Here is a 21,960-nt window from a genome sequence, read left to right on the forward strand (position 1 = left end):
TCCAGCAAAAACTGTTGTTTCATTTATTGCGCCTACGAGCCTTTTGAGAATCCGTATTGGCGTTTTGTACGGCTCAGCGGCTCGGTGTGGGCCTCGTTCAACAATGACCTTTTAGGTCGCGGTAGGACAACTCTGCGAACACGATCATATCCGTAAAAATCTAAGCCTTGGATCGAAATCACAAACAGTCCTGCGGAATGGTCCGACCGGTAAACAGTCAACAGAGGCCGTAATAAATGGAAGGCAAGGTTGTTCCTAGCGCATTTCTTGGTTGAGAATTTCAGTAAATGGCCCGAGATCGCCGATATGCGCACCAACCCACTCTGGATTGTAATACGTATCAAGGTATCGATCCCCACTGTCGCATAGCAGTGTGACGATTGAGCCCTGCCGGTTGTTGCGCCTCATCTCATTGGCGATCAGCAACGCTCCCCATAAATTGGTTCCAGTAGATGCTCCCGCACGTCGCCCGATCCTTTTTTCCAGCCAAAGCATGGTTGCGACACTTGCTGGATCCGGGACTTTGATCATTCGGTCGATGACATCCGGTTGGAATGAGTTTTCAACCTTGGGCCGGCCGATGCCCTCGATCCTGCTAGAAGTGTCAGACTTAAGGGTGCGATCTCCGGTCAAGTAGCTGTCATAGAATACAGAATTCTCAGGATCGACGACCGTCAGAGATGTATCATACCCTTTGTATCGTATGAACCGCCCCAGTGTTGCCGAAGTCCCACCGGTGCCAGCGCTCATCACCAACATTGTTGGCACCGGGTGCGGCTCATATTCCATTTGGCGGAAAATGCTCTCGGCAATGTTGTTGTTTCCGCGCCAGTCAGTAGCGCGTTCGGCATAGGTGAACTGATCCATAAAGTAACCACCAATGGCCTCAGCCAATTCCACAGAAGTGCCGTGCATTTCAGGTGCGGAATCCACGAAATGCGTCTGGCCTCCGTAAAACTCGATCAGCTTGATTTTGCTGTGTGCTGTGCTTTTGGGGATCACCGCAACAAAGGGCAGGCCAATCATACGCGCAAAGTAGGCCTCAGAAACTGCGGTGCTGCCGGAGGACGCCTCTATGATCGTCGTGTCTTTTTTGATCTTGCCGTTGCACAACGCGTAAAGGAACAAAGACCGGGCTAATCGATGTTTCAAACTACCGGTTGGGTGCGTACTTTCGTCCTTTAGATAGATGTCAACGCCATCCAGATGTGGAACTGGCAGCTTGAATAAGTGCGTGTCCGCTGACCTATGTGCGTCTGCATTGATCTTTGCGATGGCCTCTGCAACCCATTTGTCCATTTCACGCTCACTTTTGTAGCCTTGCCTGGTTCAACTATGCGCCCGCCCACTTGCAGTTGGCAAATGGGCGGGGTTGATGGGGAGTGTCAGCCGCAGCACCCGCCCGATTTGGGTTGCCTGGGTTCGCAAGGCGCTTCGTTCAGATTGGCCCCACGTCCTAGCCATGTCCGATCGGCGAGATAGAAGTCTGAGAACTTCGTTAGAAAATCCTCAGGCACTGATTTCGCGGGTATTCCACTGTTCAAAAGCGTTTGTTGCCAAGCCTTAACCTTGGGAAATCCGGCTAACATGTCGTAGCCGTTGTGGTCCTCAACAATTGCTGCACGGTGAAGAAGGGGCAGCCACGCAATGTCCACGTTCCCCAAACTATCGCCAGAGAAATAAGGCCCATGTCCCAACTGCCGCTCGACCTTTTCGAAGGACTTGTTGAGCTTGACCAAGCGTTCGTCCAGCACACCTTTGTCGTTGCTTTGCATGGTGCTGCATTGAACCAAATAGTGTTTGGTCGCCTGATAGCTCCAGGCGCGGTTAATTGCGCGCTGCTCGGGGGTAAGGTCAGCCTGAAGCGGGGCAGTAATTTCGTCGATATACTCTACGATTGCATCTGACTCGAATAACGGTTGCCCGCTTTCGGTTATCAATACTGGAACCTGGCCGGTGGGCGATATATCCAGAAACCACGTGGGCTTGTTCTTTAAGTCGATGTATTCAATATCGTAAGGGACGTGCTTGGCTTCGAGCATAGCAGTTACGCGCTGAACAAACGGGCAGATCTTGAAACTGACGATCTTGATCATTGGTGTAGTCCTTCTTGGTTGATCTAACCTGTAAGACGAACGGCTGCCAAAAAAGACGATCTGTTTTGAGGTGTATTTATCAACTCATTGATCATAAATACTAAAAAGTGAGAGAACAGAGGCGAAAATCAATGACACAAGCGGCGCCAGATCTTGAGCATGTTTGGTCAGAGTATCGGGCCAGCCTGTTGTCCTTTCTTCGCTCAAAAGTCGCAAACCGCGAGGATGCTGAAGACCTACTCCAGGAAATCTTGCTGAAAACCCACAAGAATTTGAGTGACCTTGAAGGGGTTGAAAACCTGAAAGCATGGTTGTTCCAAATTGCGAACAACACGATCATCGACTTTTACCGGAACAGGGGGCGGCAAAAGCCCGTGCACCCAGACGATCTTTGGTACAGCAATTTGGCTGAAGATGATCAACATGTACTGGAGGGGTGTGTGGAACCCTTTCTGGACGCTTTGCCGCCCGAAATGGGCAAACTGCTACAGCAGATTGACCTGCAGGGTGTTTCGCAAAAAGACTATGCAGCCAAGGTCGGCATTAGTTACTCAACCCTTAAGTCCCAAGTTCAGGCAAGCCGTCGGCAACTACGCAAGCTATTTGAGGATTGCTGTGAGTTTTCTCTGGACCAAAAGGGAAACATAGTTGGCTACGACCGCAAGGGTGGCGAATGTGGTGGGTGTTGACCCCCCCAAGAGCATGTCTTTTTGAACCAACGCATCCGTGCCACAAGCCTCAGCAAGGCATCGACGGCTTGCAAGGGGTGATCATTGGTATCCCAGCCTAATTACTCGACCCTTTGGTTGAACCAACCCTTGTCTGCATCTGTCAGGTCGACTGCTTTGGCGTACCTGCCTTTGAATGCGGGTAGTGATCAGAAGCCTATAAAACTAACGGGGACAGTATCTGTCAGCCAAACACCATTGTCTGCACGAAAGAACTGATGCCCGGCGTTGTGCATACCGCCAGTGTCGACGCGAAGAACCACCGGCTTGCCGTGCCGCTGCCCAACTTTTTCGGCTGTGTCCGGGTCCAGCGAAAGGTGGACTTGTTGCCGTTTGCCGGGTTTGAGCCCTTCGGCGAAAATGCTGTCGAGGTTGGACCGGGCGGTGCCGTGAAACAAGGTTTGTGGTGGTGTGACAGCATCCAATCCCAAGTCGACCTCAATCGAGTGCCCCTGGGCTGCTCTTATAAGTGTTCCATCATCTGACAGCGTGAATCGTTTCTTGTCATTGCCCTCGACGATTTCGCGCAACTCTCCAATTCGCAGCGGCAACCCAATCCGTTTCATGCCGCGCAACAGGTCTTCGGTACGCACCCATCCACCCGGCATCAGGGATAACCCCACGAGTTGCGGCTCGTGTCTCAGAATTCGGGATAATGTCTTGCTCTGTTTCGACATGGTCTGCGCTTTCAATTTTGCGCTGCATTTGGATAGCCTTGGTACCAGCGTGTCAACAAAAGATCTGGGGTTTAAAAGGCCTTAAGCAGGGCTGCCGCGCGTCAGGCCCGAACTTAATCCGGCAACGGGTTTATAATCTTTGTGACTCGTCCCGTTGCACTTGGGTTCCTTTTGTTGGGTGTCAGTGCAGTGATCTTCCGCGTTCGGCCTCTGCGGCGCGAGGCAATGCAAACAACTACATGACCCCAGAAGCTTTATAGCTGCGACCCAATAGGCAGGATGCTCAGAAACCCAGACACGATATGGTCCCATGTCGAGCCTGTCGGTTCCGCTGAATATTCAACAACAGTTCCATCCTCGCGCCGCGTACTCCACTTTAGCTGGCCCGCTTCCTCGAGCGTCACGTTGTAAGTGTATGCTGGTAATGCATCGTCTAGCGCGCGCATCGTCTGGGTGGCCAATTGGGGCGAGTCGATAAGTATTCCCATCTCGGTGTTGATGTTTACGGAACGTGGATCCCAATTGAACGACCCAACAAACAAAAAACGGTCGTCGATCGCGAACGCCTTGGAATGAAGGCCTGAGCGGGACTGTGCCCAATTTATGCCGCGCCGCTGAACTTGATATGCGTCCGGACGTAATTCATAGAGTTCAACGCCTCCACGAAGCAATGCTCGGCGTTTTTTGGCGTAATGTGCATAAACCGGCGCAACGTCGTTGGAGGCCAACGAATTGGTCACAACCTTCACATCGACGCCGCGATTTTCCAGCTCTGTCATCCATTTAACGCCGTTATTGCGTGGCACAAAATATGCCGAAACGATATTCACTTCGCTTTCGGCGCTCTCGAAATACGGCAGCAATTGAGACGCAAGGATCGGGTCAGCGGACTCCTTTCCTGCGGCTTTTGAAGGAGGGTCCGCGTAGAGGCGTGCGGAAACCCAATCCAGCGAAAGCGCGCCATCCGAGAAGTTTTCCTTGGCGGACCTTCTCAGCGCAGCTCCATATTGCGTTTGCTTCGCATCTTCGACGAGTTGGTCGAGCCTTCGCCGTGCATCGCCGAGGCTGAGGTCTTCTGGTTCTCCTATGACGACACGCGCGGGCACAGCAAATTCACTGTTCCAGTATGCATCAAAGCTCTTTGAAACCTCATTCACGACCGGGCCTGCGGCCAGTACGTCCAGATCGGCGTAGTTCATTTCTTTTCTGGCCAGAAAATACTCGGCTCCGATGTTACGACCGCCGACAATCGTAAACGTGTTGTCGGCCGTCATGGACTTGTTGTGCATTCTTCGGTTGATGCGTTGGAAATCCGTCAGGCCAGCAAAGAGCAGGCTTTGGTCACGCCAGAATGGATTGAACAGCCGAATTTCAATGTTTTCATGTTGATCCAAGGCTGCAGTCATTGCGTCATAGCTGGACGTATCCATGTCATCCAGCAGCAGCCTGACACGTACACCCCGATCTGCGGCCCGAAGCAGGCTGGCTGCAAATAAGTGGCCGGTGGGGTCGTTGTGCAAAAGGTAGTATTGGGCATCAATTGTGTGCTCGGCTTCAGCAGCCAGCACCAACCTTGAGACAAGCGCTTGCTCTCCATCGCTGATCAGTTTTACGCCTGAACGCCCGTCCTTAGGGTCTCCGAGCCTGTTTGCCGCACGTTGAAGAGAGCTGTTAGCGGGTGATTGCTTTAGGGATGTTACGGTTTTTTCGTACGTGCGAACTTTGGGTGCGCAAGCAGCAAGAGCCAGCGCCAAACAAATATGAACCATGGCGATCCATGGCTTCATCTCTCTACCCCCAAAAGCTTCTCCTAATTGACTATACATATCGAGGATACATCAAAATCTTGCGAGAAGGTCTGAAAGTTTTCAGCGCACAAAACTCTGTTGTCTTTTGGTTTTCCTCCAATTGGAGCGTCACCCTAAAGACTCGCTGATTGCTCACCGCGAAAGCTCCCCATTGTGGAAAGGCGAACGTATGGGGCCATCGCAGTCAATTTGGAATCTTCGTGCAAAGACGAATTAATTTGGACCAAAGCTATCGAGTTTTCTCTTGTGTTCTTGCATGATCAGCCTCGCTGAGTTTCGAGGTCTTGGTTTGGATTTGAGGTGCCAGATGAACAGAAGTGTACTGACTGCGATCCTCCTGCTCTCTGCAGGATTTGTTTCTGCCGCCGGTATGGAGCGTTGGGGCGAGTCTGGTGATTGGACTATTTTGATCGATCCCGAAAAGGGCAATGGATGTCTTGCATGGCAGCAGCTTGAAGACGGGATGACAGTAGAGATCGGAGCTGCGCCCAATCAGGCGGGTGGGTTTTTCGCAGCCTTTAATCCTGCTTGGGAGCAAATCGAAGAAGGCGTGACCGGAATAGTGCGCTTTGATTTTGGTGATGCCACATTTGCAGGGGATGCAGTGGGAACATTTAAGAATGGAGTCCCCGGTGGTTACGCCTACTTCGACAACCCCGCCTTTGTAAGCGAGTTCGGAAAGAGGCAAAGCGTGATGATTACAGGTGAAAGCGGAGCCGAGGTGACGCTGGATCTCAGCGGGTCTGCAAAAGCAATCCAAGCGGTTCTGGAATGTCAGGCAGAGCAGCCTCAGCCGCTCAAAGGCTAAATCAGGCCACCCAGCCCTTTCTAGCTTTTCTTCATTCAATCAAAATCAGTTAGGCGGCAGTCCAAGACCAACCAACTTGCAGGACAAACCGGCCGCTTTTGCGTCGAACTAGCGGAGTTCATCGATCCAATGCTGCCAGGATGCGGTCATCCCGCTCATAGGGGTCTTCGCGGAAATGAACGTTTCCGTCTTCGACCCATGCCGTCCAGTAGGTGAGAAGAACGGGCATTGGTTCTGGAAGCTCGACCCTGGTTGTCTTGCCGCTGTCCAGAATGGATTGCATCTTTTGACGATTCCAGCCCGGCACGCCTTCCATCAGAAGACTTGCAAATTCAAACGGGTACTCCAGTCGAACACAGCCTGAACTGAGGTTTCTCTCGTTGCGGTCAAAAAGACTGCGGTCGTTGGTGTCGTGCAAATACACTGCGTATTTGTTTGGAAACATAAACTTCACCAATCCCAAAGCATTGTCCGGGCCGGGTTGTTGAACAAGTGTGACACCGGGATTTTTGGCCCCCCAATTCACCGCATTAGGTGGAATTGTGTGCCCGTCTTTAGTCCGAACAATATAGTTGTTGCGCGTTAGGTAAGCCGGATCTTTGCGGATGCGTTGAAGCTTATCCTTCCGGAAAATCGAGGCGGGAACGGTCCAGGTTGGGTTAAATTCCATATATTCGATTTCGTCCCGAAAGATCGGTGTCTTTCGGTAAGCGGAGCCTGTAATTGACCTGGTGGTCCAAAGCGTGCCGTCCGACTTGACCAAATAGGTTCGGGCGCCTGCGATGTTCACCAACACAAATTCTTCATCGACTTCCCGCATCAGCCAGCGGCCCCGTTCAAGGCTCAGACGCAGTTTGTTGATGCGATCTTCCACAGGCTTGTTGAGCGATGCGAAGGTTTTGCCGCCTATGACTCCGTCCGCTTCCAGTCCGTGGCGGTTCTGAAAAGTCTTTACGACCTCCACCAGTCTTGCGTCATAAACCCACGCTGGGTTTACGCCATCTTGGTTGCCTTCAGGTAATTCGCTCGCTTCACCGTAGCCCTCGGCAGCAAGCCTATCGCGCAGCCTTGCGACGGCAGGATCCACGACATCTGGCTTCAGAGCGTTTTCTTCGGGAACTTTGGTCCATCCGCCCAATGCAGCTATGGCTTTGTATTTGTTTAAAGCACTTACCAGCATCGCATATTGCGCGTTGTCGATGTCGATGCGCTCAATCAGTGCGCTAAATCCGTCTCCTTGGAGGTGCTGACTCAAAACGATTGCTGGATCTTGCTGTATGACTGGCTTCGAGAAATTCCAATCATCGTCCAGCGCATTGGGGTCAACTTTTCCAAACACCAAATGATGGATGAGCTTTACGGCTGCATCGGTCGCGAGAATATCGAACAAAGCCTGATCAGAGGCTCCACCACTTTGAGCCGACCTAAACGCGGCTCGAAGTTCGGCAACTTTGAAATCATCCGGTCTAAAGCCCTGCTCAACGGCGCTATCCAGTTCTATAAAGAGTTCGTCGGCCAATTCAGGCCGTGTCCAAGCTGGTTGATAATCCCTCTCTTGATAGAAACGCGGCACCAGAATCTCGGCATCCAGGCTCTTGCTGTCAGGCAACGTGTTTTTGACGTCCGCACTTTTGCCGATCAATGCCGCAATCTGTTCAGAGACTTGGCTCGCAAGGCTTAAGTTGGGGCAAATCAACAACATTGCAGATAGCGTACTTAAGACGACTGACCTTATGTGCCTCACCATCCCCTCCTGTGCTGCTGATCAATATGTTGTTTATAGGTGAGAAGATACTTCAACATGATGTATATTCAAATCACAATTTTTGACTTTACGGCTTTTCATCCAAACATGCTGAGCACAATCAGTCACTGGTTCCAACGCCCGATCGAAATAGGGCAGGGGTCTGCAGCCGTGGTTAAACAATTTTCTGATTGTCATAAGAAATCGCCCCGCATCGACACCTGGGGATCATTGTAGACGACGCGGGGCTAACCAATGCGAAAGGTACTCAAAATAGTACCCGCACTCACACGGGTATTTGTTTTACGTTGAACAGAGAGAAATGGTTTAAAATTTACACTTCCGTGTCGTACGGATCGCTAGTCTCAACGTAAAAAATCAGTGGGCCCAACGCCTAGTTAACTCGAGTCCTCGGGTTTTGTTTCAGTGGGAAAGGCCGCTGTTGCAGAACTCGAAAAACGAAAAACTTAGGATTTATTGCAACGTTGGGTGCGAAGACAGAGCGAGGTTTTTGCGTAATAAGGGCAAATTCTAATAGCGGCTGTAGGTGAAAACCTTGAGTGTCTGTGCTAGGCAACGCCAGCGGGATCGAGACGCCACAACTACAAAAGAAACTAAGATCAGCACGGCATGTGGATTTCGCGCCGTCGCTTGGACTGCGGTTGATCAACACCGCTCAGATACGCTGCAAATCAGGAAAACGCTGTAATGAAACTGGAATTCCATCACATCAACTATGTCTCAGAAAACGTTGAGGGGCTGCATCGGTTCTATACAGACATTCTCGGATTGGATGACATTCCGATCGAGAATTTTCCGCGGCCAAAAGAAACCGAAGAAAAGGGATACAGTGGTCAGATACGGTTTGCGACTGACGGAAAGATGCAGATGCATTTGGCCCAACGGGATTTTGGTGTCGCCTTTAAGCACGGCGAATCCATAAACCCAGTTTCACACGGTCACATTGCCTTTCGGACAGACGATATTGAGGCCTTCAAGGCATTGTTGGACGAAAACGATGTTCCCTATTCCGATTACGGGACTGCGTTTGCGAAAGAATGGCATCAGGTCTTCTTCCAAGATCCCGAAGGCAACATTATCGAAGTACATCAGGCGGTTTAGGCATATTGTTTGGAGCTTGGCAAAGCTGAGGATGGCAAATGGGTGCGTCGCTGACGAACGTGGCGCGGCCAGACGAAACGTGACAAACCCGTTCTCAAGGTTCTGGTTGGTCAGGTGCAGGTATGAATAACGTCCCTGAAGCGGTGGATGGATATCCGAAACGGCCGCTGGCTGTAGCGTTTGCGATTGGGATTGCACTGGCGATCATTTTGTCAGTGTTTCTCTATATGTCGCGGGAAACCGGCAACCGCATTGGTGAGATGCGGACGGCTTGGCATAGTTACTCAGCCGAAACGACGCCTCGCGGGTATTGGATTTCGGATATTCGCGAAGATTTCGGTTACGGCGGCCTGATCCACAATTTCAAGAACTACGTGTTGCGTCAGAATCCGGACTTCGGTCCGATCCTCAGGCAGCAGTCAGACCGCCTGTTGGCGACGATTGAAGCCTATCGCAATTCCTCTCCGTCGCAGACCGAACTGGACGCGTTACAACAGATTGAAGCGGTAGCGCGAGAATACACCGGCAACATCCCGTTAATAGAGGACGGTATCGCAGCAGGCCTCAGTGCCGAGGAAATTGATGCGCTTGTACGGGTTGACGATAGCAGTGCGCTTGCAGCCCTGGCCACATTAGAAAACCTTTGGGTCGAGGAACGTGACCGTAGCTTGTCAGGCATGGTTCGAGCGTTTTCGGATGGCGAACGGCTGGTTCGGAACTTCTCGGTGTTGCTGGTCGGCCTGATCATTCTAGTCGGAGTGATCGCGCTACTTACCACATTGCTGATCGCCAATATTCTGCGCACCAACAGGCGTCTGAAGGCAGAGCTTGCCTTGCGTGAACAGGTTGAGCTTGCTGAAAGAAAACTGGCCCGCGCTGTCGAGCAAAGTCCAGCTTCGATCCTCATAACGGATACTGACCTCAAGATCGAATATGCAAACCGCAAATTCTTTGACTTAAGCGGGTATACGGCAGATGAGGTCTATGGCCACTCACCCAGAATGTTGCAGTCCGGGCACTCTGGGCAAGGCGTTTATGCAGACCTGAAGGACAGGTTGAAACGTGGTCAAAGCTGGTACGGCGTGTTCAGAAACCTCCGCAAGGATGGTACGCATTTCTGGGTTTCTACCGCGATATTCCCGCTGGTCGACCACAACGGGGCTGTCACTCATTACATCGGTATCGGTGAAGACATCACCGAAACGCGCCGCACACGGGAACAGTTCGCCCAGGTTCAAAAGATGGAGGCCGTCAGTATCCTTGCGGGTTCGGTCGCGCATGACTTCAACAACGTGCTGATGAGCGTCATTGGCAACGCCGATCTGATCGAATTGGATGCTGAAGGGAACGATGACGTCCAGACGTCGGTCAGCCATATCCGCATAGCTGCACGCCGGGCACAGGCTCTTGTGCGCAAAATGCTGACTTTTGCCCGTCAGCGTCCGCGCAACCCGCAACGTGGCGACTTGGTGAAAGCGACGCAAGAGGCTCTGGATCTGATCAAGGTTTCCGCGCCGCCCAGCGTCGAGACCCGTTTTGACATTGAGATCGACGCAGCCTTTTCCGATTTTGACGCAACCCTGTTTTTCCAGACCCTTTTGAACCTGTGCCACAACGCGTTTGAGGCAATGGGCGATCAGCCAGGCGAAGTTGTTCTGCGGATCAGCCAGGCAGAAAACAATGCGCTGGACGATTTGCCGGATGAGGCGATCGGCGTAGTCCGATTGGATGTCACCGATACCGGACCGGGCATGAGCGAAGAGGTGCAGCAGAAGGTATTCGAGCCGTTCTTTTCAACTAAACCGGTGGGCAAGGGCACCGGGTTGGGCCTAACCATTGTTCATAATAGTGTTGAGGAATCTCGTGGCCGGGTCGAATTGCAATCTGAGCTCGGTAAGGGCACGCGGTTTAGCTTGTTTTATCCGCTGATGCCGGCACTCAGTTCTGAACAGCAGGCTGAGGTCCGTGCGGTCGCCGGGGACGAGCATGTGTTGCTCGTAGATGATGATGAAAACGTGCTGTACGTCACGCGCCGTTTGCTGACCCGCTATGGTTACCGGGTCGAGGCTTATTCCGATCCCCAGCGTGCACTTGACGCGTTTCGCACGGCGCCAGACAGCTATGATGTTGTCGTTACGGATCTGATGATGCCTGGTTTGAATGGCACTGATCTGATTGGTTCAGCCCGGTCTACGCGTCCTGAGATGCCTACAATTTTGGTCAGTAGTTATTTTGACGATGCCGAAACTCCGGATGCAGGCGATTCAACGGTCCGTGTCCAAAAACCCGTTGAGGTACAGGATCTTGCTCGAATTATCCGGGCATTGGTTCAAAGCGCATCGTAACAAAATTTAACATCTCTTCACAGACTTTAACCTGTATCAAATCACCACGAAACAACTGCCCCTTAGGGTTCGCATAGCCGGTCCTCGGCCAACCGAGTGATCGGAATAGCGAAAAAAGGGGCTTTCAGATGATGACCAAAGCCAGAACATGGTTCTCGGCACTATCGACAGTTTCATTACTGACGATTTGTGCTGCATTACCGGTTCACCAGGCCCAGGCGGATGAGCCGGGCCCGGTAGAAGCCATAGAGTTCGACCCAGCCAAGGCGGCGCTTGGCAAACGTTTGTTTTTTGATCCAAGACTATCCGGCGATACTGAGCTGTCTTGCGCCAGTTGCCACCAACCGGAAAACGGCTTCACCGATGGGCAGGCCCTGTCGGATGCCTATGCCGGAAACCTTCATTTCCGCAATGTGCCGACGCTGATCAACAGCGCCAAGCGCGCGGCGTGGTTTCATGATGGGCGAATTGGCACGAACCTCAACGACGTGACCCGCGAAAGCATCACCGAGACCTATTCCATGAACATGGACATGCGTCTGATGCAGGAACGTATCAAACAGGACCCTGTCTACGTTGAGATGTTCGAAGCCGCCGGATTTGGTGAGCCCTCGAACGGCGGTGTCCGCAACGCGATCCCGGAATACTTGAAAACGCTGATCTCGCGCGGAGCTCCGTTCGACACCGGCGAGATGTCAGAAGAGGCCAAGGCGGGTTATGAGCTGTTCAATGCCAGCGGCTGCAACTCCTGCCACGCGGGCGAGCGGTTCACCGATGACCTGCCACACAATATTGGCGTCGGTGACAACCCCGATATCTGGGCGACCCCCGAACGTCACATCACCTTTGTGACGATGATGAAGTTTCTGGGTGTCGAGAATTACATGAACCTGCGCGCCGACCCCGGAGCGTACATCCGCACCCACACCGCCGACACCTTCGGCACCTTCATGACCCCCACGCTTCGCGAGCTGACCTATACCGCGCCGTATATGCACAACGGCACGTTGGCGACGCTCGAGGATGTGGTGGCCTTCTACAACGCCGGTGGCGGTGACGATGAAAACAAGGATCCGCGTATCAAGCCGCTGAACCTGAACGAGACTGAGCAAGCTCAGCTGGTGGCCTTCCTCAAGGCGCTGTCCGGCGAGCCTCTGACCGGCCCCGAATTCGTCGCCGAGGAAATCGATACGGACTATGCGCCGATCGAGAACTGGCAAGACGCGACAAACTGAGGAGTGGACCCATGAAAGACCTTTCGTCTTACTTCAAAGGCACAATCGCCACCGCTGCCCTGTTTGCCGTCCTTGGTTCGCAGGCCATTGCGGAAACCAGTATGGAGATTGAGGCCGGTATCGGCGGGGCAGACCCCGACCCGGATGCGCCATTGGTGGCGCTGGGCGAGCCGCCCATCCCGCTGGACAACCCCCAGACCGAGGCCAAGATCGAACTGGGCAAGATGCTGTTCTTCGATCCGCGTCTGGGCGGCAACCCGTCGACGCCCTGTTCGGCTTGCCACATGCCGGATGTGGGTTGGGACGTCGAAGCACCGATTTCGTTCGGCTATCCGGGTACGACCCACTGGCGCAACAGCCAGACGATTGTGAACTCGGCCTATTACGGAAAGCTGTTCTGGGCGGGTTCTAGCAAAAGCCTTGAAAGCCAGGCCAAATCCGCCGCAGGCGGTGCGGTTGCCGGTAACGGCGAGGCCGACATGATGGAGGCTCGTCTTGCCTTTGTTCCCGAATACGTCGAACGCTTCAACGATGTCTTCGGCGACCAGTGGCCGCGTATCAGCAACGCATGGCGCGCCATCGCCGCGTTTGAGCGCACTATCGTTCAGACTGACACGCCCTTCGACAACTATCTCCGCGGGGATGATGCGGCGCTGACCGAGGAACAGAAACGCGGGCTCGAGCTGTTTATTGGCAAGGCGCAATGTTCCGAATGCCACAACGGCGCACTGCTGTCGGATGAGAAGTACTACAACACCGGCGTGCCCGCCTATGACGGTTGGCAGGATGACGGTCTGGCGCAAGTCACCTTCCGGTATGAGCTTTATGCCAAAGGCTCGACCGAAGAGATGTACCGCCATACCAAGGACGACCCCGGCTTCTATTTCCGTACCAAGGAAAAGGCCGACAAAGGCAAGTTCCGCACTCCGTCTCTGCGCTACACCCTCTATACCGAACCCTACATGCACAACGGCATGTTGGAGACGCTCGAGGATGTGGTTGAGTTCTACAACCAGGGCGGCGGCGAGAATGAGTTCTCGGCCAATAAATCCCAACTGATCCAACCCCTTGGCCTGAATGATCAGGAAAAGGCGGATCTGGTGGCCTTCCTGAAATCCCTGTCCGGCAAGGAAATCCTGATCGAGGAACCCGACCTGCCGGACTACCAACCGCTTCCTGCGGTTGCAGCAGAGGAGTAAGCGTCATGACAGATCATAACGCAACCGGATGCAGCTGTTCGGGCGAGGCCAAAAAGGCCTGCACCGTGAACCGCCGCCAGTTCCTGTTCGCCTCAGGTGCCACGACCTTTGCCGTGATGGTGGCCATGCCCACCCGCCACGGTCAGGCCGAACAGGTGCCCGCCCTTGTGTCCACCTATCCGCGCAAGCTGATCGGCAAACTGTCCGAACTGGAACAGGATGTGCCGGTCGAGTTCTACTATCCGGATGAGGGTGACTATTCGGACTCGATCCTGGTCAAGACCGGCGTGGAAAGCGGCGGCGGCGTCGGTCCGCAAAAGGACGTTGTGGCCTTCAACCTCACCTGCACCCACCAGGGCGGGTCGATGTATGACAGCTACAAGCCTGAACATAAGGTGCTGGGCCCATGCCCGCTGCACCTGTCCACCTATGACGTGACACGGCACGGCATCCTCGTCTCGGGGCAGGCCTACCAGTCGTTGCCGCAGGTCCTTTTGGAGCTGGACGGCGATGACATCTATGCCGTTGGCATGTTCGGCCTGATCTACGGCCGTTACGACAACCTCATTGCATAAGGGAAACGGAATCATGGCAACCCCGTATTACGTACCCGAAACCAACGTCCCGCTGCCGCCCAAAGGGGCCGAGGTCATCTCGACCGCCTGCGACTACTGCATCGTGGCCTGTGGTTACAAAGTCTACCGTTGGCCCGTGACGGCCAAGCCGGGCGGACCCGGCGCGGATGAAAACGCCTTTGGCGAGGATTTCCCCGTCGCCCCTCTGGGCGCATGGGTGGCTCCGAACCAGCACAACATCGTTCTGCACAAAGGTCAGCCGCATCATGTGGTGATCATTCCGGACAAGGACAACCAGACTGTCAACACTGACGGCGACAGCTCTTTGCGGGGCGGGTGTATCGCACAGAAATGCTATAATCCGCAGACCCCCACACGCGACCGTCTGAAGACGCCGCTGATGCGGATTTATGGCACCCTTATGCCGGTTCCGTGGGATCTGGCGCTGGATGTGGCGGCTGAGGTGGGCAACCACGTCATCGCCAAGCACGGCACCAATGCCTATGGCGTGAAAACCTTCAGCTATCAGTATATCGAGAACACCTATGCGATCTCGAAATACGCGCTGCGCCATATCAACACCGCCAACTTCACCTTCCACGACACGCCGTCCGACGTGACCTCGACCCCCGGTTTCCGGGATGCAGGTTTCGACAATTTCGGCCCGTCGTATGAAGACTGGCGGGATGCGGAAACCCTTCTGGTCTGCGGCACCGACCCGTATGAGACCAAGACCATCCTGTATACCCAGTGGATGATGAAGGGGATGCAGAATGGTCAGCGTGAGATTTACCTGATCCCGCGCCGGTCTGCCGGTGTGGCCCATGCTGAAAAGATGGGTGGCCTGCATATCGACGTGCTGCCCGGCACTGACCTGCTGGTCGTCAACGCCATTGCCCGCGTCATTGTGGAAAATGGCTGGGAAGACAGCGACTGGATCAAGAAGTGGGTCAACAACAAGTGGGAAAGCTCGTCTGGCTTTGGTCAGGGTACCCGCAACACGCCATGGCAGTGGCGTACGACCTGGGGCAAATTCCAGACCAAAGGCTTTGAGGACTGGAAGGAATGGCTGCTGTCGCAGGACGAGTTCGCGCCTGAAACCGCCGCCGCCATGGCCGAGATCGACGTGCAGAAAATCTATACGGCTGCCGAGTGGCTCGCCAAACCCAAAGAGGACGGCTCGCGCCCGAAAACCTCGGTCATGATCGAGAAAGGGTTCTACTGGTCCAACAACACCGGCAACACGCAGGCGATCTCTGCGCTGGGCATCATCTGTGGCTGTGGCGGTCGTCCGGGTCAGGTCATTGGCCGGGCCGGCGGTCACCAGCGGGGCGGCGTGAAGGGCGGGAAGTACCCGCGCAACAAATCGCCCGAGAAACTGCCCGGTCGCCGTCGCCGCGCCATGGATACCGACCGATATCTGATCGCTGGCCATACCCGTATGGCCCATGTGATCGGCACCACATGGATCCAGTCCATGTGCGGATCGCAGCAATTGGCCGATAAGTTCGAGGAACTGACCGTCCGCAACCCGCACCAGATCGCCAGCTTCGATAAGCAAGAGATGATCGATACGCTGAAGGCCCGGGCCGACAGCGGCGGTATGGTGGTGATCAACCAGGACATCTATCTGCAGGACCCGATCGGCAACCGTTACGCCGACATCGTGTTCCCTGCAGCAACCTGGGGCGAAGAAGACTTCCTGCGCGCCAACGGTGAACGTCGCCTGCGTCTGTATCAGAAGTTCTATGACGCCCCCGGTGCAGCGAAACCCGATTGGTGGATTATCGCACAACTGGCACAGCGGATGGGCTTTGACGGATTCGATTGGCAAAATTCGAATGAGGTCGCAGAAGAGGCCGTGCGCTTTACCCGCGGGTCGCGCAAGGACTTCCACGCCGTCTACCGTCTGGCCAAGAAAGAGGGCAAAGGCCTGCATCAGAAGGTCCGTGAATTCGGCACCGACGGTGTGCAATGCCCGGTCATGCTGGATGCCGATGGTGTTACGCTGATTGAGACCAAGCGCCTGCACGACACAACCCGCACGCTGCCTGATACCGGTGCAGCCGGTAAGGATGTGTTCAACAAGAAGCTGACGCATTTCAACAGCCAGACTGGCAAGTGCAACATCCAGAAATCGCCTTGGGGCCTGTTCTCGGACTATTGGGAATGGCTGAAACCGAACAAGGAAGAAGGCGAGCTTTGGGCCACATCCGGTCGGATCAATGAACGCTGGCAGTCCGGCTTTGACGACCGCCGCCGCCCGTATATCGTGCAGCGCTGGCCGGAGAACTGGGTTGAGATTCACCCCGACGATGCAGCCGAGCGTGGCATCGAAAGCGGCGACTATGTGATGGTCTACTCGGAACGTGTTCCGGGTAACAAGCACACGCTGCTGGGTGTGGAAGGAGATGACTTCCAGTTCTCGAAACTGATGGAGAACGGGCATATCGAGCTGACCAAAGCGGCGATCACCGCCGTGGCCATGGTCACGCCCGCCATCAAGAAAAGCGTGGTCTACATGGACTTCCTGCACATGCAGCAGCCTGCGAATGCGCTTGAGGGTCGGATCGTCGACTGGATCAGCGGCAACTACAACTACAAGATGGGCGTTGCCAAGCTGCGGAAACTGGGGCCGAGCCCCTACAAGACCTCGTTCCGTACGATGTCCTTTGCACCGCGCGACATCGCCTGATGACAGCTTTCCGGGGGGCGGACGCCATGCCGCCCCTCGGGTTTGGTCCCACTGCAGAAGGGACCATGGGCCGGGCGTCCCCGGTTCGACTGGAAGGCAGGTATCGGTTGGGAAACCTGCCTTCCACTTTCACCCAACCCACCCAACCGCAAACATGGCAGCTTGATATGAACATTCATTCCGATACCGCTCTGCGTGACGAGGCCACCGGCCTGTTTTCCGAATATGCAAAATCCGAATTTGACGTTATCCGCCTGCGCGCCGTTCAGGCACTGACGGCCATTGGCGCCAGCAACAGCCCGGCTTTGGTCGAGGCATTACTGGATGACGATGAGGATGTCCGTCAGGACGCAGCCCAAGCTTTGGGTGCACTGGGTGTGCAAGAGGCCGCTCCGCAACTGCTTGAGAACCTGATCCATGACCCCTGCGGTGAGGTTAAACTGGCCTGTGTGACCGCCTTGGCCGAGTTAAAATCCCAAGACGCTGCGCCCTACCTGCGCACCCTAGTGACCGGGCGCGGGGATGACATCACGTGGGACGAAGACGAACTGCACCAAGATGAATGGGACGACTGGCTTGATACCCAAATCGCCGCGATCAAGGCGTTGGGTCAGATGGGCGACACGGCGGCGATTGAACCCATTGTGATGGCTTTAATGGACGAAGACGGGCAAGAATTGGGCGACGTTGCCTGCGAGGCGTTGGGCCGGATAGGAGAGCCGTCGGTGCCGACACTGGGTGTGTTCACCCAATCCGCGAACCGCCGCTTGCGCCACCGCGCCCTGCGCACGCTGGCCAAGATTGGTGGGGCTGAGGCCGAAGCCACCCTGCGCAAGGCCGTCACCGATAAGGATGGCGCAGCGCGCCTGATCGCCTATGAGGCACTGATGCCGAACGATGCGGCGCTGGTCGAACAGGCGTTGACAGACGCGGTTGAAGATATCCGCATCGCGGCGTTGAAACAGGCCGGTTTCTCGGAACCTGAGCTACTGGACCGCATGATGCGCGACCCCGGAGCCAAGGTGCAGCTGGCGCTTATTGAACGGCTCGACCGCAGTGCGCCGATCACCGATCAGGACGACCTGCGCTGGCAGGTGTTGGACTTCCTCGCTACGGGTCAACAGCGCGAGGTGTCTGCGCAAGCGCTGGGCCTGCTGGCTGCGCTGGCCCCGGAAATGGTAGCCGACCGTTTGAACGCTTTGTTCTCGGTTGATGCCGATGACCTTAAGGCCGAGCGTATCCAATGGGCTATCGTTGATGCGCTGGCTTCCTCGCCCCTGCGCGAGGCGGCCGAATGGTTGCAACGCGCCTGCCGCTCGCCTTTCCGGTCGGTGCGGCTCAAGGCAGTTGCGTCACTGGCGATGATCGTCACCGACGCGAACCGTCCGCATGTGAACCAGCAGCAGGGTCGCGAATTGCTGTTGTCGTTTGCTCTGGCCCCGATGCCAGTTGCCGTCGAAGAGGAACCCGAAGAAGTTCTGCAAACCGACATCGCCGCGCTGGAGGAGGCCGGTCTGGATGTGTCTGAGGGCGGCGACAATGGCCCAACCTCTAGTCTCGGAGCGATTCTGGGTCACGACGCCATTGCTGCTGAGATAACTCAAGAGGCTCAGGAAGACGAAGTTCAACCTTTGACACCGCGCGAACAGGCGTTGTTGGCCAAGGCAACTCGTCATCCCAAACGGCGTCGCGTTGCGTTGGATGACAACGCCGAAGCGCTGGAGCGTGAAACCCGGATGTCAGCCATCCGCCTGTTGGGTGAGGTGCGTGGCATGCAGGTCATGTTGGCGCAAATCGCGCAGGACCCAGATACCGAAGTTGCACAACAAGCCTTCGCGGCCTTGGGGGGCGCAATCGCTCGCAACGGTTCCGAACTGGGTGAGGTGCAATTGGTCGAGCTGATCACTAAAGGTCTCTCGCACACGGATTCGTCCCTGTCATTGCAGGCGTTGAAACTGCTGCAACAGTCCGAATTGCCCCCGCAGGACGCACTACGAGGCAAGCTGCGCGCGATGCTAAAGACCGGGGATACTCCGTTCCGCATCGATGCGATGCATATTTTAACTAAGTGGAACGGAACACCGGATGTAGCGCGCAGCCTGCTCGACGACGTTTCGGCCCCGGTGCGGCAGGCTGCAATGCGGCTGTTGTCGGAAACGGCACCTGATCAGGCAGGGGCTGCGATTGTACCCTTCCTTCTCGCCAATCCCGAGCAGCGTATCGTGACCTATGTCAATGACAGCGCCCCGGCATTGTTGTCCATTGGGCGCGAATTGCTGACCGAACTGCGTGACGAGGATCGTCGCTCTCAGTGGCCGGTGATGATCAGTGCATTGGCAGATCTGCTGGGGGAACCTTCGCGGGCAGCCTGAATTCGGAGAGACAGATGACGATTTCGCTGAAGGCAATCGCAGCGTCGGTGATTGCGGGGGCTATTGTTTTTGCCCCCGCTGCGCAGGCCGAGGATATTCCCGAAGTCGCAGTCGTGCATCAGATCATCGATCCAAACGCCGACACACCTGCTCATGCTTTTCGGTTCGAGCCCAAGTTGCTGCATGTCCCTGCCGGATCGACCGTTCGATTCAAAGGTTCGACCGGGCGCCATACAGTGACATCAATTCTTCGCATGATCCCCGTAGGTGCGCGTGGCTTTGAAATTCGCGGAAAGCCCGAAATGGATCTGACGTTCGAGAAAGAGGGCGTCTATGGCATCCGCTGCCGGGTGCACGGTCGGCATGGTATGGTGATGCTGTTAGTTGTTGGGGATCCAAGCTCCAACATGGACGAAGCACGCGACTATCTGCCGAATTTGGGTGAGGCTGAACAAGCCGGCTTTGAAGAGCTTTTTGAACGACTGGAGGGTCAAAATGGCTGATGGATGCGTATGTGATCGACAGAGCCATATGTACCTGACGGTATCCGAGGCTTTGGCTCGGGGATTGGCCGTAGCTGATCCGGTCACCGGCACAGAAACGCTACCGTTGATCGAAGCTATCGGCAGGGTATTGGCCGAGGATTGCACCAGCAAAGTTGATATGCCGGCTTTTGATAACTCGGCCATGGATGGGTACGCCGTCCGCACGGGTGATCTTGGCGATGGCCCACTATTGGATTTGCCCGTTGCGGGGCGTGTGGCTGCTGGAGACAGTGGCGCTCATGACGCCCCCGAAGGAAGCGCTTTGCGGATATTCACAGGCGCTCCGGTGCCTGCGGACTTTGATGCCGTACTTATGCAGGAAGATTGCGAAGTTACCGCTGATGGCATCCGTTTTACTCGCCGCCCCAAACCCGGTCAGCATATCCGCCGTGCAGGCGAAGATCTGAAAGCCGGAGCGCCGATTCTGCGCCGAGGGTGTGAAATTACAGCGCGCGAAGCCGCGGCGTTAGCCTCAGCTGGGTATGGTGCAGTAACCGTTTACCGAAAGCTTAGGGTCACGATCTTCTCAACGGGCAGCGAACTACGCCAGCCGGGCGAGGCACTTGGACCCGGTCAGATCTATAACTCGAACCGTTTTATGTTGAGGGCGCTTTTAGAGAAACCTTGGATCGACCTGACCGACAAAGGCCCGGTTGAGGATGATCCTGAGCTATTAGAGCGCGTACTACGCGAGGCCTGCGACGCCTCGGATCTGATCATTACAACGGGTGGCGTTTCGGTTGGTGATGAAGACCACATGCCGCGCCTGTTTGCTGAAATCGGTGGCCAAACCGATGTGATGAAAGTGGCAATGAAGCCGGGCAAACCGATCATGTTCGGCCGCCGGGGTGACGCGCTATACGTCGGGCTGCCGGGCAACCCAGTCTCGGCATATGTCACCTGGCAGATTATCGGATCGCACATGATGGCGCGTCGGGCGGGTCTGCATGACTCTCCGCAGAAACCCGAGCAGGCGGTTCTGGCCGAGCCTCTGGAGCGTCGTGCAGGGCGCCAAGAATACCGTCCAGTCGTGATCGAGGGGACGGCACCGGATGGAAATCCCCGGCTGCGGTTAATGGCACCTTCGTACAGTGGTCGGGTCGCGTTGTTGGCTCAGGCGGATGGTTTGGCCGTCATTCCCGCCGAAACCGAGACACTGCCCGAAGGCCACGGGCTAAAGTTCTTGCGTTTCTGACCCCGATGAACAGGCCAGCCACGTTCTTGCAACAGCCGGGCGGCAGCGGCTACAACTGTTCCGCGCCAGCTCAACACGCCCGCCCGGACTCGATTATGATTAAAGAACATATCCTTGTCGTCGACGATGACCCGCAGATTACATCCTTTCTGCAGCGCTACCTTGAAAAACAAGGCTGCCGGGTGAGCTGTGCCGCGGACGGCAATGCTATGGACTTGATTCTTGGGAAATCCGAGATTGACCTGATCCTGTTAGATATCGGGCTTCCAGGTCGTAACGGGTTCGACATCACACGCGAGCTGCGTGTGAGTTCCGATATTCCGATCATCGTTCTCTCGGGGCGGGATGAGATCTTTGACAGAGTTGTCGGGCTGGAATTTGGGGCTGATGACTACATCACCAAACCTTTTGAGGCGCGTGAGGTGCTGGCACGCATCCGAACCGTTCTGCGCCGGGCTCGACCCGAGGAGAAGGGCGTGAATGAGCCCGAGGCGCCTCAGGTCAAATTCGGTGATTGGGTGCTGAATGTAAATGAACGCACGCTGACGGCACTTGGTGCCTCCGAGTCAACACCTTTGACGACCACTGAATTCGACGTGCTGCTGGCCTTTGTTACCAATCCGCACATGGTCTTCTCCAGAGATCAACTGCTGGACAAGGCACGAGGGCGCGAGACCATCGTTGGTGACCGGACCATTGATGTTCATGTTGCACGGCTGCGCAAAAAGATTGAGCCCGACCCGGCCGTGCCAACCTTTATCAAAACCGTGCACGGTATTGGCTACTGCTTTGCTGCAAGCGTGCGTAAAAGCTAAG

At 55.3% G+C, this 21,960-nt stretch carries 17 protein-coding genes; 12 read left to right on the forward strand and 5 right to left on the reverse strand.

Annotation, left to right across the window (positions count from 1 at the left end; genetic code table 11):
* Window positions 1-255: 255 nt before the first annotated feature.
* Window positions 256-1,299 carry a PLP-dependent cysteine synthase family protein gene (locus ACR0EO_RS16680; protein WP_480691664.1) on the reverse strand — a complete coding sequence of 348 codons (1,044 nt, stop codon included), beginning with the start codon at window positions 1,297-1,299 and terminating at the stop codon, window positions 256-258.
* Window positions 1,300-1,385: 86 nt separating this feature from the next.
* Window positions 1,386-2,096: a glutathione S-transferase family protein gene (locus tag ACR0EO_RS16685; protein WP_480691666.1), complete on the reverse strand. Its 711-nt coding sequence runs from the start codon at window positions 2,094-2,096 to the stop codon at window positions 1,386-1,388.
* A gap of 131 nt (window positions 2,097-2,227) precedes the next feature.
* Here ACR0EO_RS16685 and sigZ point away from each other — a divergent pair, with 131 nt between their 5' ends.
* The gene (gene sigZ / locus ACR0EO_RS16690; protein ID WP_480691668.1) at window positions 2,228-2,785 is read left to right on the forward strand and encodes an RNA polymerase sigma factor SigZ; all 558 of its coding nucleotides are present in this window, start codon (window positions 2,228-2,230) and stop codon (window positions 2,783-2,785) included.
* A gap of 188 nt (window positions 2,786-2,973) precedes the next feature.
* Here sigZ and ACR0EO_RS16695 read toward each other — a convergent pair whose 3' ends face one another.
* Window positions 2,974-3,501 (reverse strand): RNA 2'-phosphotransferase, encoded by a 528-nt coding sequence (locus ACR0EO_RS16695; protein ID WP_480691670.1) that lies wholly within the window; start codon window positions 3,499-3,501, stop codon window positions 2,974-2,976.
* Between the two features lie 254 nt (window positions 3,502-3,755).
* On the reverse strand, window positions 3,756-5,288 hold the full coding sequence (locus ACR0EO_RS16700; protein ID WP_480691671.1) for a phospholipase D family protein: 1,533 nt from the start codon (window positions 5,286-5,288) through the stop codon (window positions 3,756-3,758).
* Between the two features lie 328 nt (window positions 5,289-5,616).
* On the opposite strand from ACR0EO_RS16700, the gene ACR0EO_RS16705 reads away from it, so the two are divergent.
* A complete protein-coding gene (locus ACR0EO_RS16705) occupies window positions 5,617-6,117 on the forward strand; it encodes a hypothetical protein (protein ID WP_480691673.1) in 501 nt (166 codons plus the stop codon).
* A gap of 118 nt (window positions 6,118-6,235) precedes the next feature.
* On the opposite strand, the gene ACR0EO_RS16710 is transcribed toward ACR0EO_RS16705, so the two are convergent.
* Window positions 6,236-7,819, reverse strand: a complete 1,584-nt coding sequence (locus ACR0EO_RS16710) for a L,D-transpeptidase family protein (protein ID WP_480691674.1) — start codon at window positions 7,817-7,819, stop codon at window positions 6,236-6,238.
* Between the two features lie 750 nt (window positions 7,820-8,569).
* Between ACR0EO_RS16710 and ACR0EO_RS16715 the strand changes: the two genes are divergently transcribed.
* The 10 genes from ACR0EO_RS16715 (at window position 8,570) to ACR0EO_RS16760 (ending at window position 21,959) form a co-directional block, all read left to right on the forward strand.
* On the forward strand, window positions 8,570-8,983 hold the full coding sequence (locus tag ACR0EO_RS16715) for a VOC family protein (RefSeq protein WP_480691676.1): 414 nt from the start codon (window positions 8,570-8,572) through the stop codon (window positions 8,981-8,983).
* 122 nt (window positions 8,984-9,105) lie between these two features.
* On the forward strand, window positions 9,106-11,328 hold the full coding sequence (locus ACR0EO_RS16720; protein WP_480691678.1) for a hybrid sensor histidine kinase/response regulator: 2,223 nt from the start codon (window positions 9,106-9,108) through the stop codon (window positions 11,326-11,328).
* Window positions 11,329-11,456: 128 nt separating this feature from the next.
* Window positions 11,457-12,563, forward strand: coding sequence for a cytochrome-c peroxidase (locus ACR0EO_RS16725; RefSeq protein ID WP_480691680.1), 1,107 nt, complete (start codon window positions 11,457-11,459; stop codon window positions 12,561-12,563).
* 11 nt (window positions 12,564-12,574) lie between these two features.
* Window positions 12,575-13,762 carry a cytochrome-c peroxidase gene (locus tag ACR0EO_RS16730; protein WP_480691681.1) on the forward strand — a complete coding sequence of 396 codons (1,188 nt, stop codon included), beginning with the start codon at window positions 12,575-12,577 and terminating at the stop codon, window positions 13,760-13,762.
* Window positions 13,763-13,767: 5 nt separating this feature from the next.
* Window positions 13,768-14,337, forward strand: coding sequence for an arsenate reductase (azurin) small subunit (locus ACR0EO_RS16735; protein WP_480691683.1), 570 nt, complete (start codon window positions 13,768-13,770; stop codon window positions 14,335-14,337).
* Window positions 14,338-14,350: 13 nt separating this feature from the next.
* Entirely contained in the window at window positions 14,351-17,032 is a 2,682-nt protein-coding gene (locus ACR0EO_RS16740) for an arsenate reductase (azurin) large subunit (protein WP_480691685.1), read from the forward strand.
* Between the two features lie 167 nt (window positions 17,033-17,199).
* Window positions 17,200-19,404: a HEAT repeat domain-containing protein gene (locus ACR0EO_RS16745; protein ID WP_480691687.1), complete on the forward strand. Its 2,205-nt coding sequence runs from the start codon at window positions 17,200-17,202 to the stop codon at window positions 19,402-19,404.
* A gap of 14 nt (window positions 19,405-19,418) precedes the next feature.
* Complete coding sequence (locus ACR0EO_RS16750) at window positions 19,419-19,907, forward strand: plastocyanin/azurin family copper-binding protein (protein WP_480691689.1); 489 nt, start codon at window positions 19,419-19,421, stop codon at window positions 19,905-19,907.
* Complete coding sequence (locus tag ACR0EO_RS16755) at window positions 19,900-21,144, forward strand: molybdopterin molybdotransferase MoeA (RefSeq protein WP_480691691.1); 1,245 nt, start codon at window positions 19,900-19,902, stop codon at window positions 21,142-21,144. The genes ACR0EO_RS16750 and ACR0EO_RS16755 overlap by 8 nt, the downstream gene beginning before the upstream one ends.
* 95 nt (window positions 21,145-21,239) lie before the next feature.
* Window positions 21,240-21,959: a response regulator gene (locus ACR0EO_RS16760; protein WP_480691693.1), complete on the forward strand. Its 720-nt coding sequence runs from the start codon at window positions 21,240-21,242 to the stop codon at window positions 21,957-21,959.
* Window position 21,960: the final 1 nt, after the last annotated feature.

The organism is Ruegeria sp. BE9, assembly GCF_056538765.1.

Coding starts and splice junctions, on each gene's coding strand:
- ACR0EO_RS16750 (WP_480691689.1), top strand. CDS start 19,419: ATGACGATTTCGCTGAAGGCAATCGCAGCGTCGGTGATTGCGGGGGCT.
- sigZ (WP_480691668.1), top strand. CDS start 2,228: ATGACACAAGCGGCGCCAGATCTTGAGCATGTTTGGTCAGAGTATCGG.
- ACR0EO_RS16710 (WP_480691674.1), bottom strand. CDS start 7,819: ATGTTGTTGATTTGCCCCAACTTAAGCCTTGCGAGCCAAGTCTCTGAA.
- ACR0EO_RS16680 (WP_480691664.1), bottom strand. CDS start 1,299: ATGGACAAATGGGTTGCAGAGGCCATCGCAAAGATCAATGCAGACGCA.
- ACR0EO_RS16705 (WP_480691673.1), top strand. CDS start 5,617: ATGAACAGAAGTGTACTGACTGCGATCCTCCTGCTCTCTGCAGGATTT.
- ACR0EO_RS16685 (WP_480691666.1), bottom strand. CDS start 2,096: ATGATCAAGATCGTCAGTTTCAAGATCTGCCCGTTTGTTCAGCGCGTA.
- ACR0EO_RS16755 (WP_480691691.1), top strand. CDS start 19,900: ATGGCTGATGGATGCGTATGTGATCGACAGAGCCATATGTACCTGACG.
- ACR0EO_RS16700 (WP_480691671.1), bottom strand. CDS start 5,288: ATGAAGCCATGGATCGCCATGGTTCATATTTGTTTGGCGCTGGCTCTT.
- ACR0EO_RS16715 (WP_480691676.1), top strand. CDS start 8,570: ATGAAACTGGAATTCCATCACATCAACTATGTCTCAGAAAACGTTGAG.
- ACR0EO_RS16725 (WP_480691680.1), top strand. CDS start 11,457: ATGATGACCAAAGCCAGAACATGGTTCTCGGCACTATCGACAGTTTCA.
- ACR0EO_RS16760 (WP_480691693.1), top strand. CDS start 21,240: ATGATTAAAGAACATATCCTTGTCGTCGACGATGACCCGCAGATTACA.
- ACR0EO_RS16735 (WP_480691683.1), top strand. CDS start 13,768: ATGACAGATCATAACGCAACCGGATGCAGCTGTTCGGGCGAGGCCAAA.
- ACR0EO_RS16695 (WP_480691670.1), bottom strand. CDS start 3,501: ATGTCGAAACAGAGCAAGACATTATCCCGAATTCTGAGACACGAGCCG.
- ACR0EO_RS16720 (WP_480691678.1), top strand. CDS start 9,106: ATGAATAACGTCCCTGAAGCGGTGGATGGATATCCGAAACGGCCGCTG.
- ACR0EO_RS16740 (WP_480691685.1), top strand. CDS start 14,351: ATGGCAACCCCGTATTACGTACCCGAAACCAACGTCCCGCTGCCGCCC.
- ACR0EO_RS16745 (WP_480691687.1), top strand. CDS start 17,200: ATGAACATTCATTCCGATACCGCTCTGCGTGACGAGGCCACCGGCCTG.
- ACR0EO_RS16730 (WP_480691681.1), top strand. CDS start 12,575: ATGAAAGACCTTTCGTCTTACTTCAAAGGCACAATCGCCACCGCTGCC.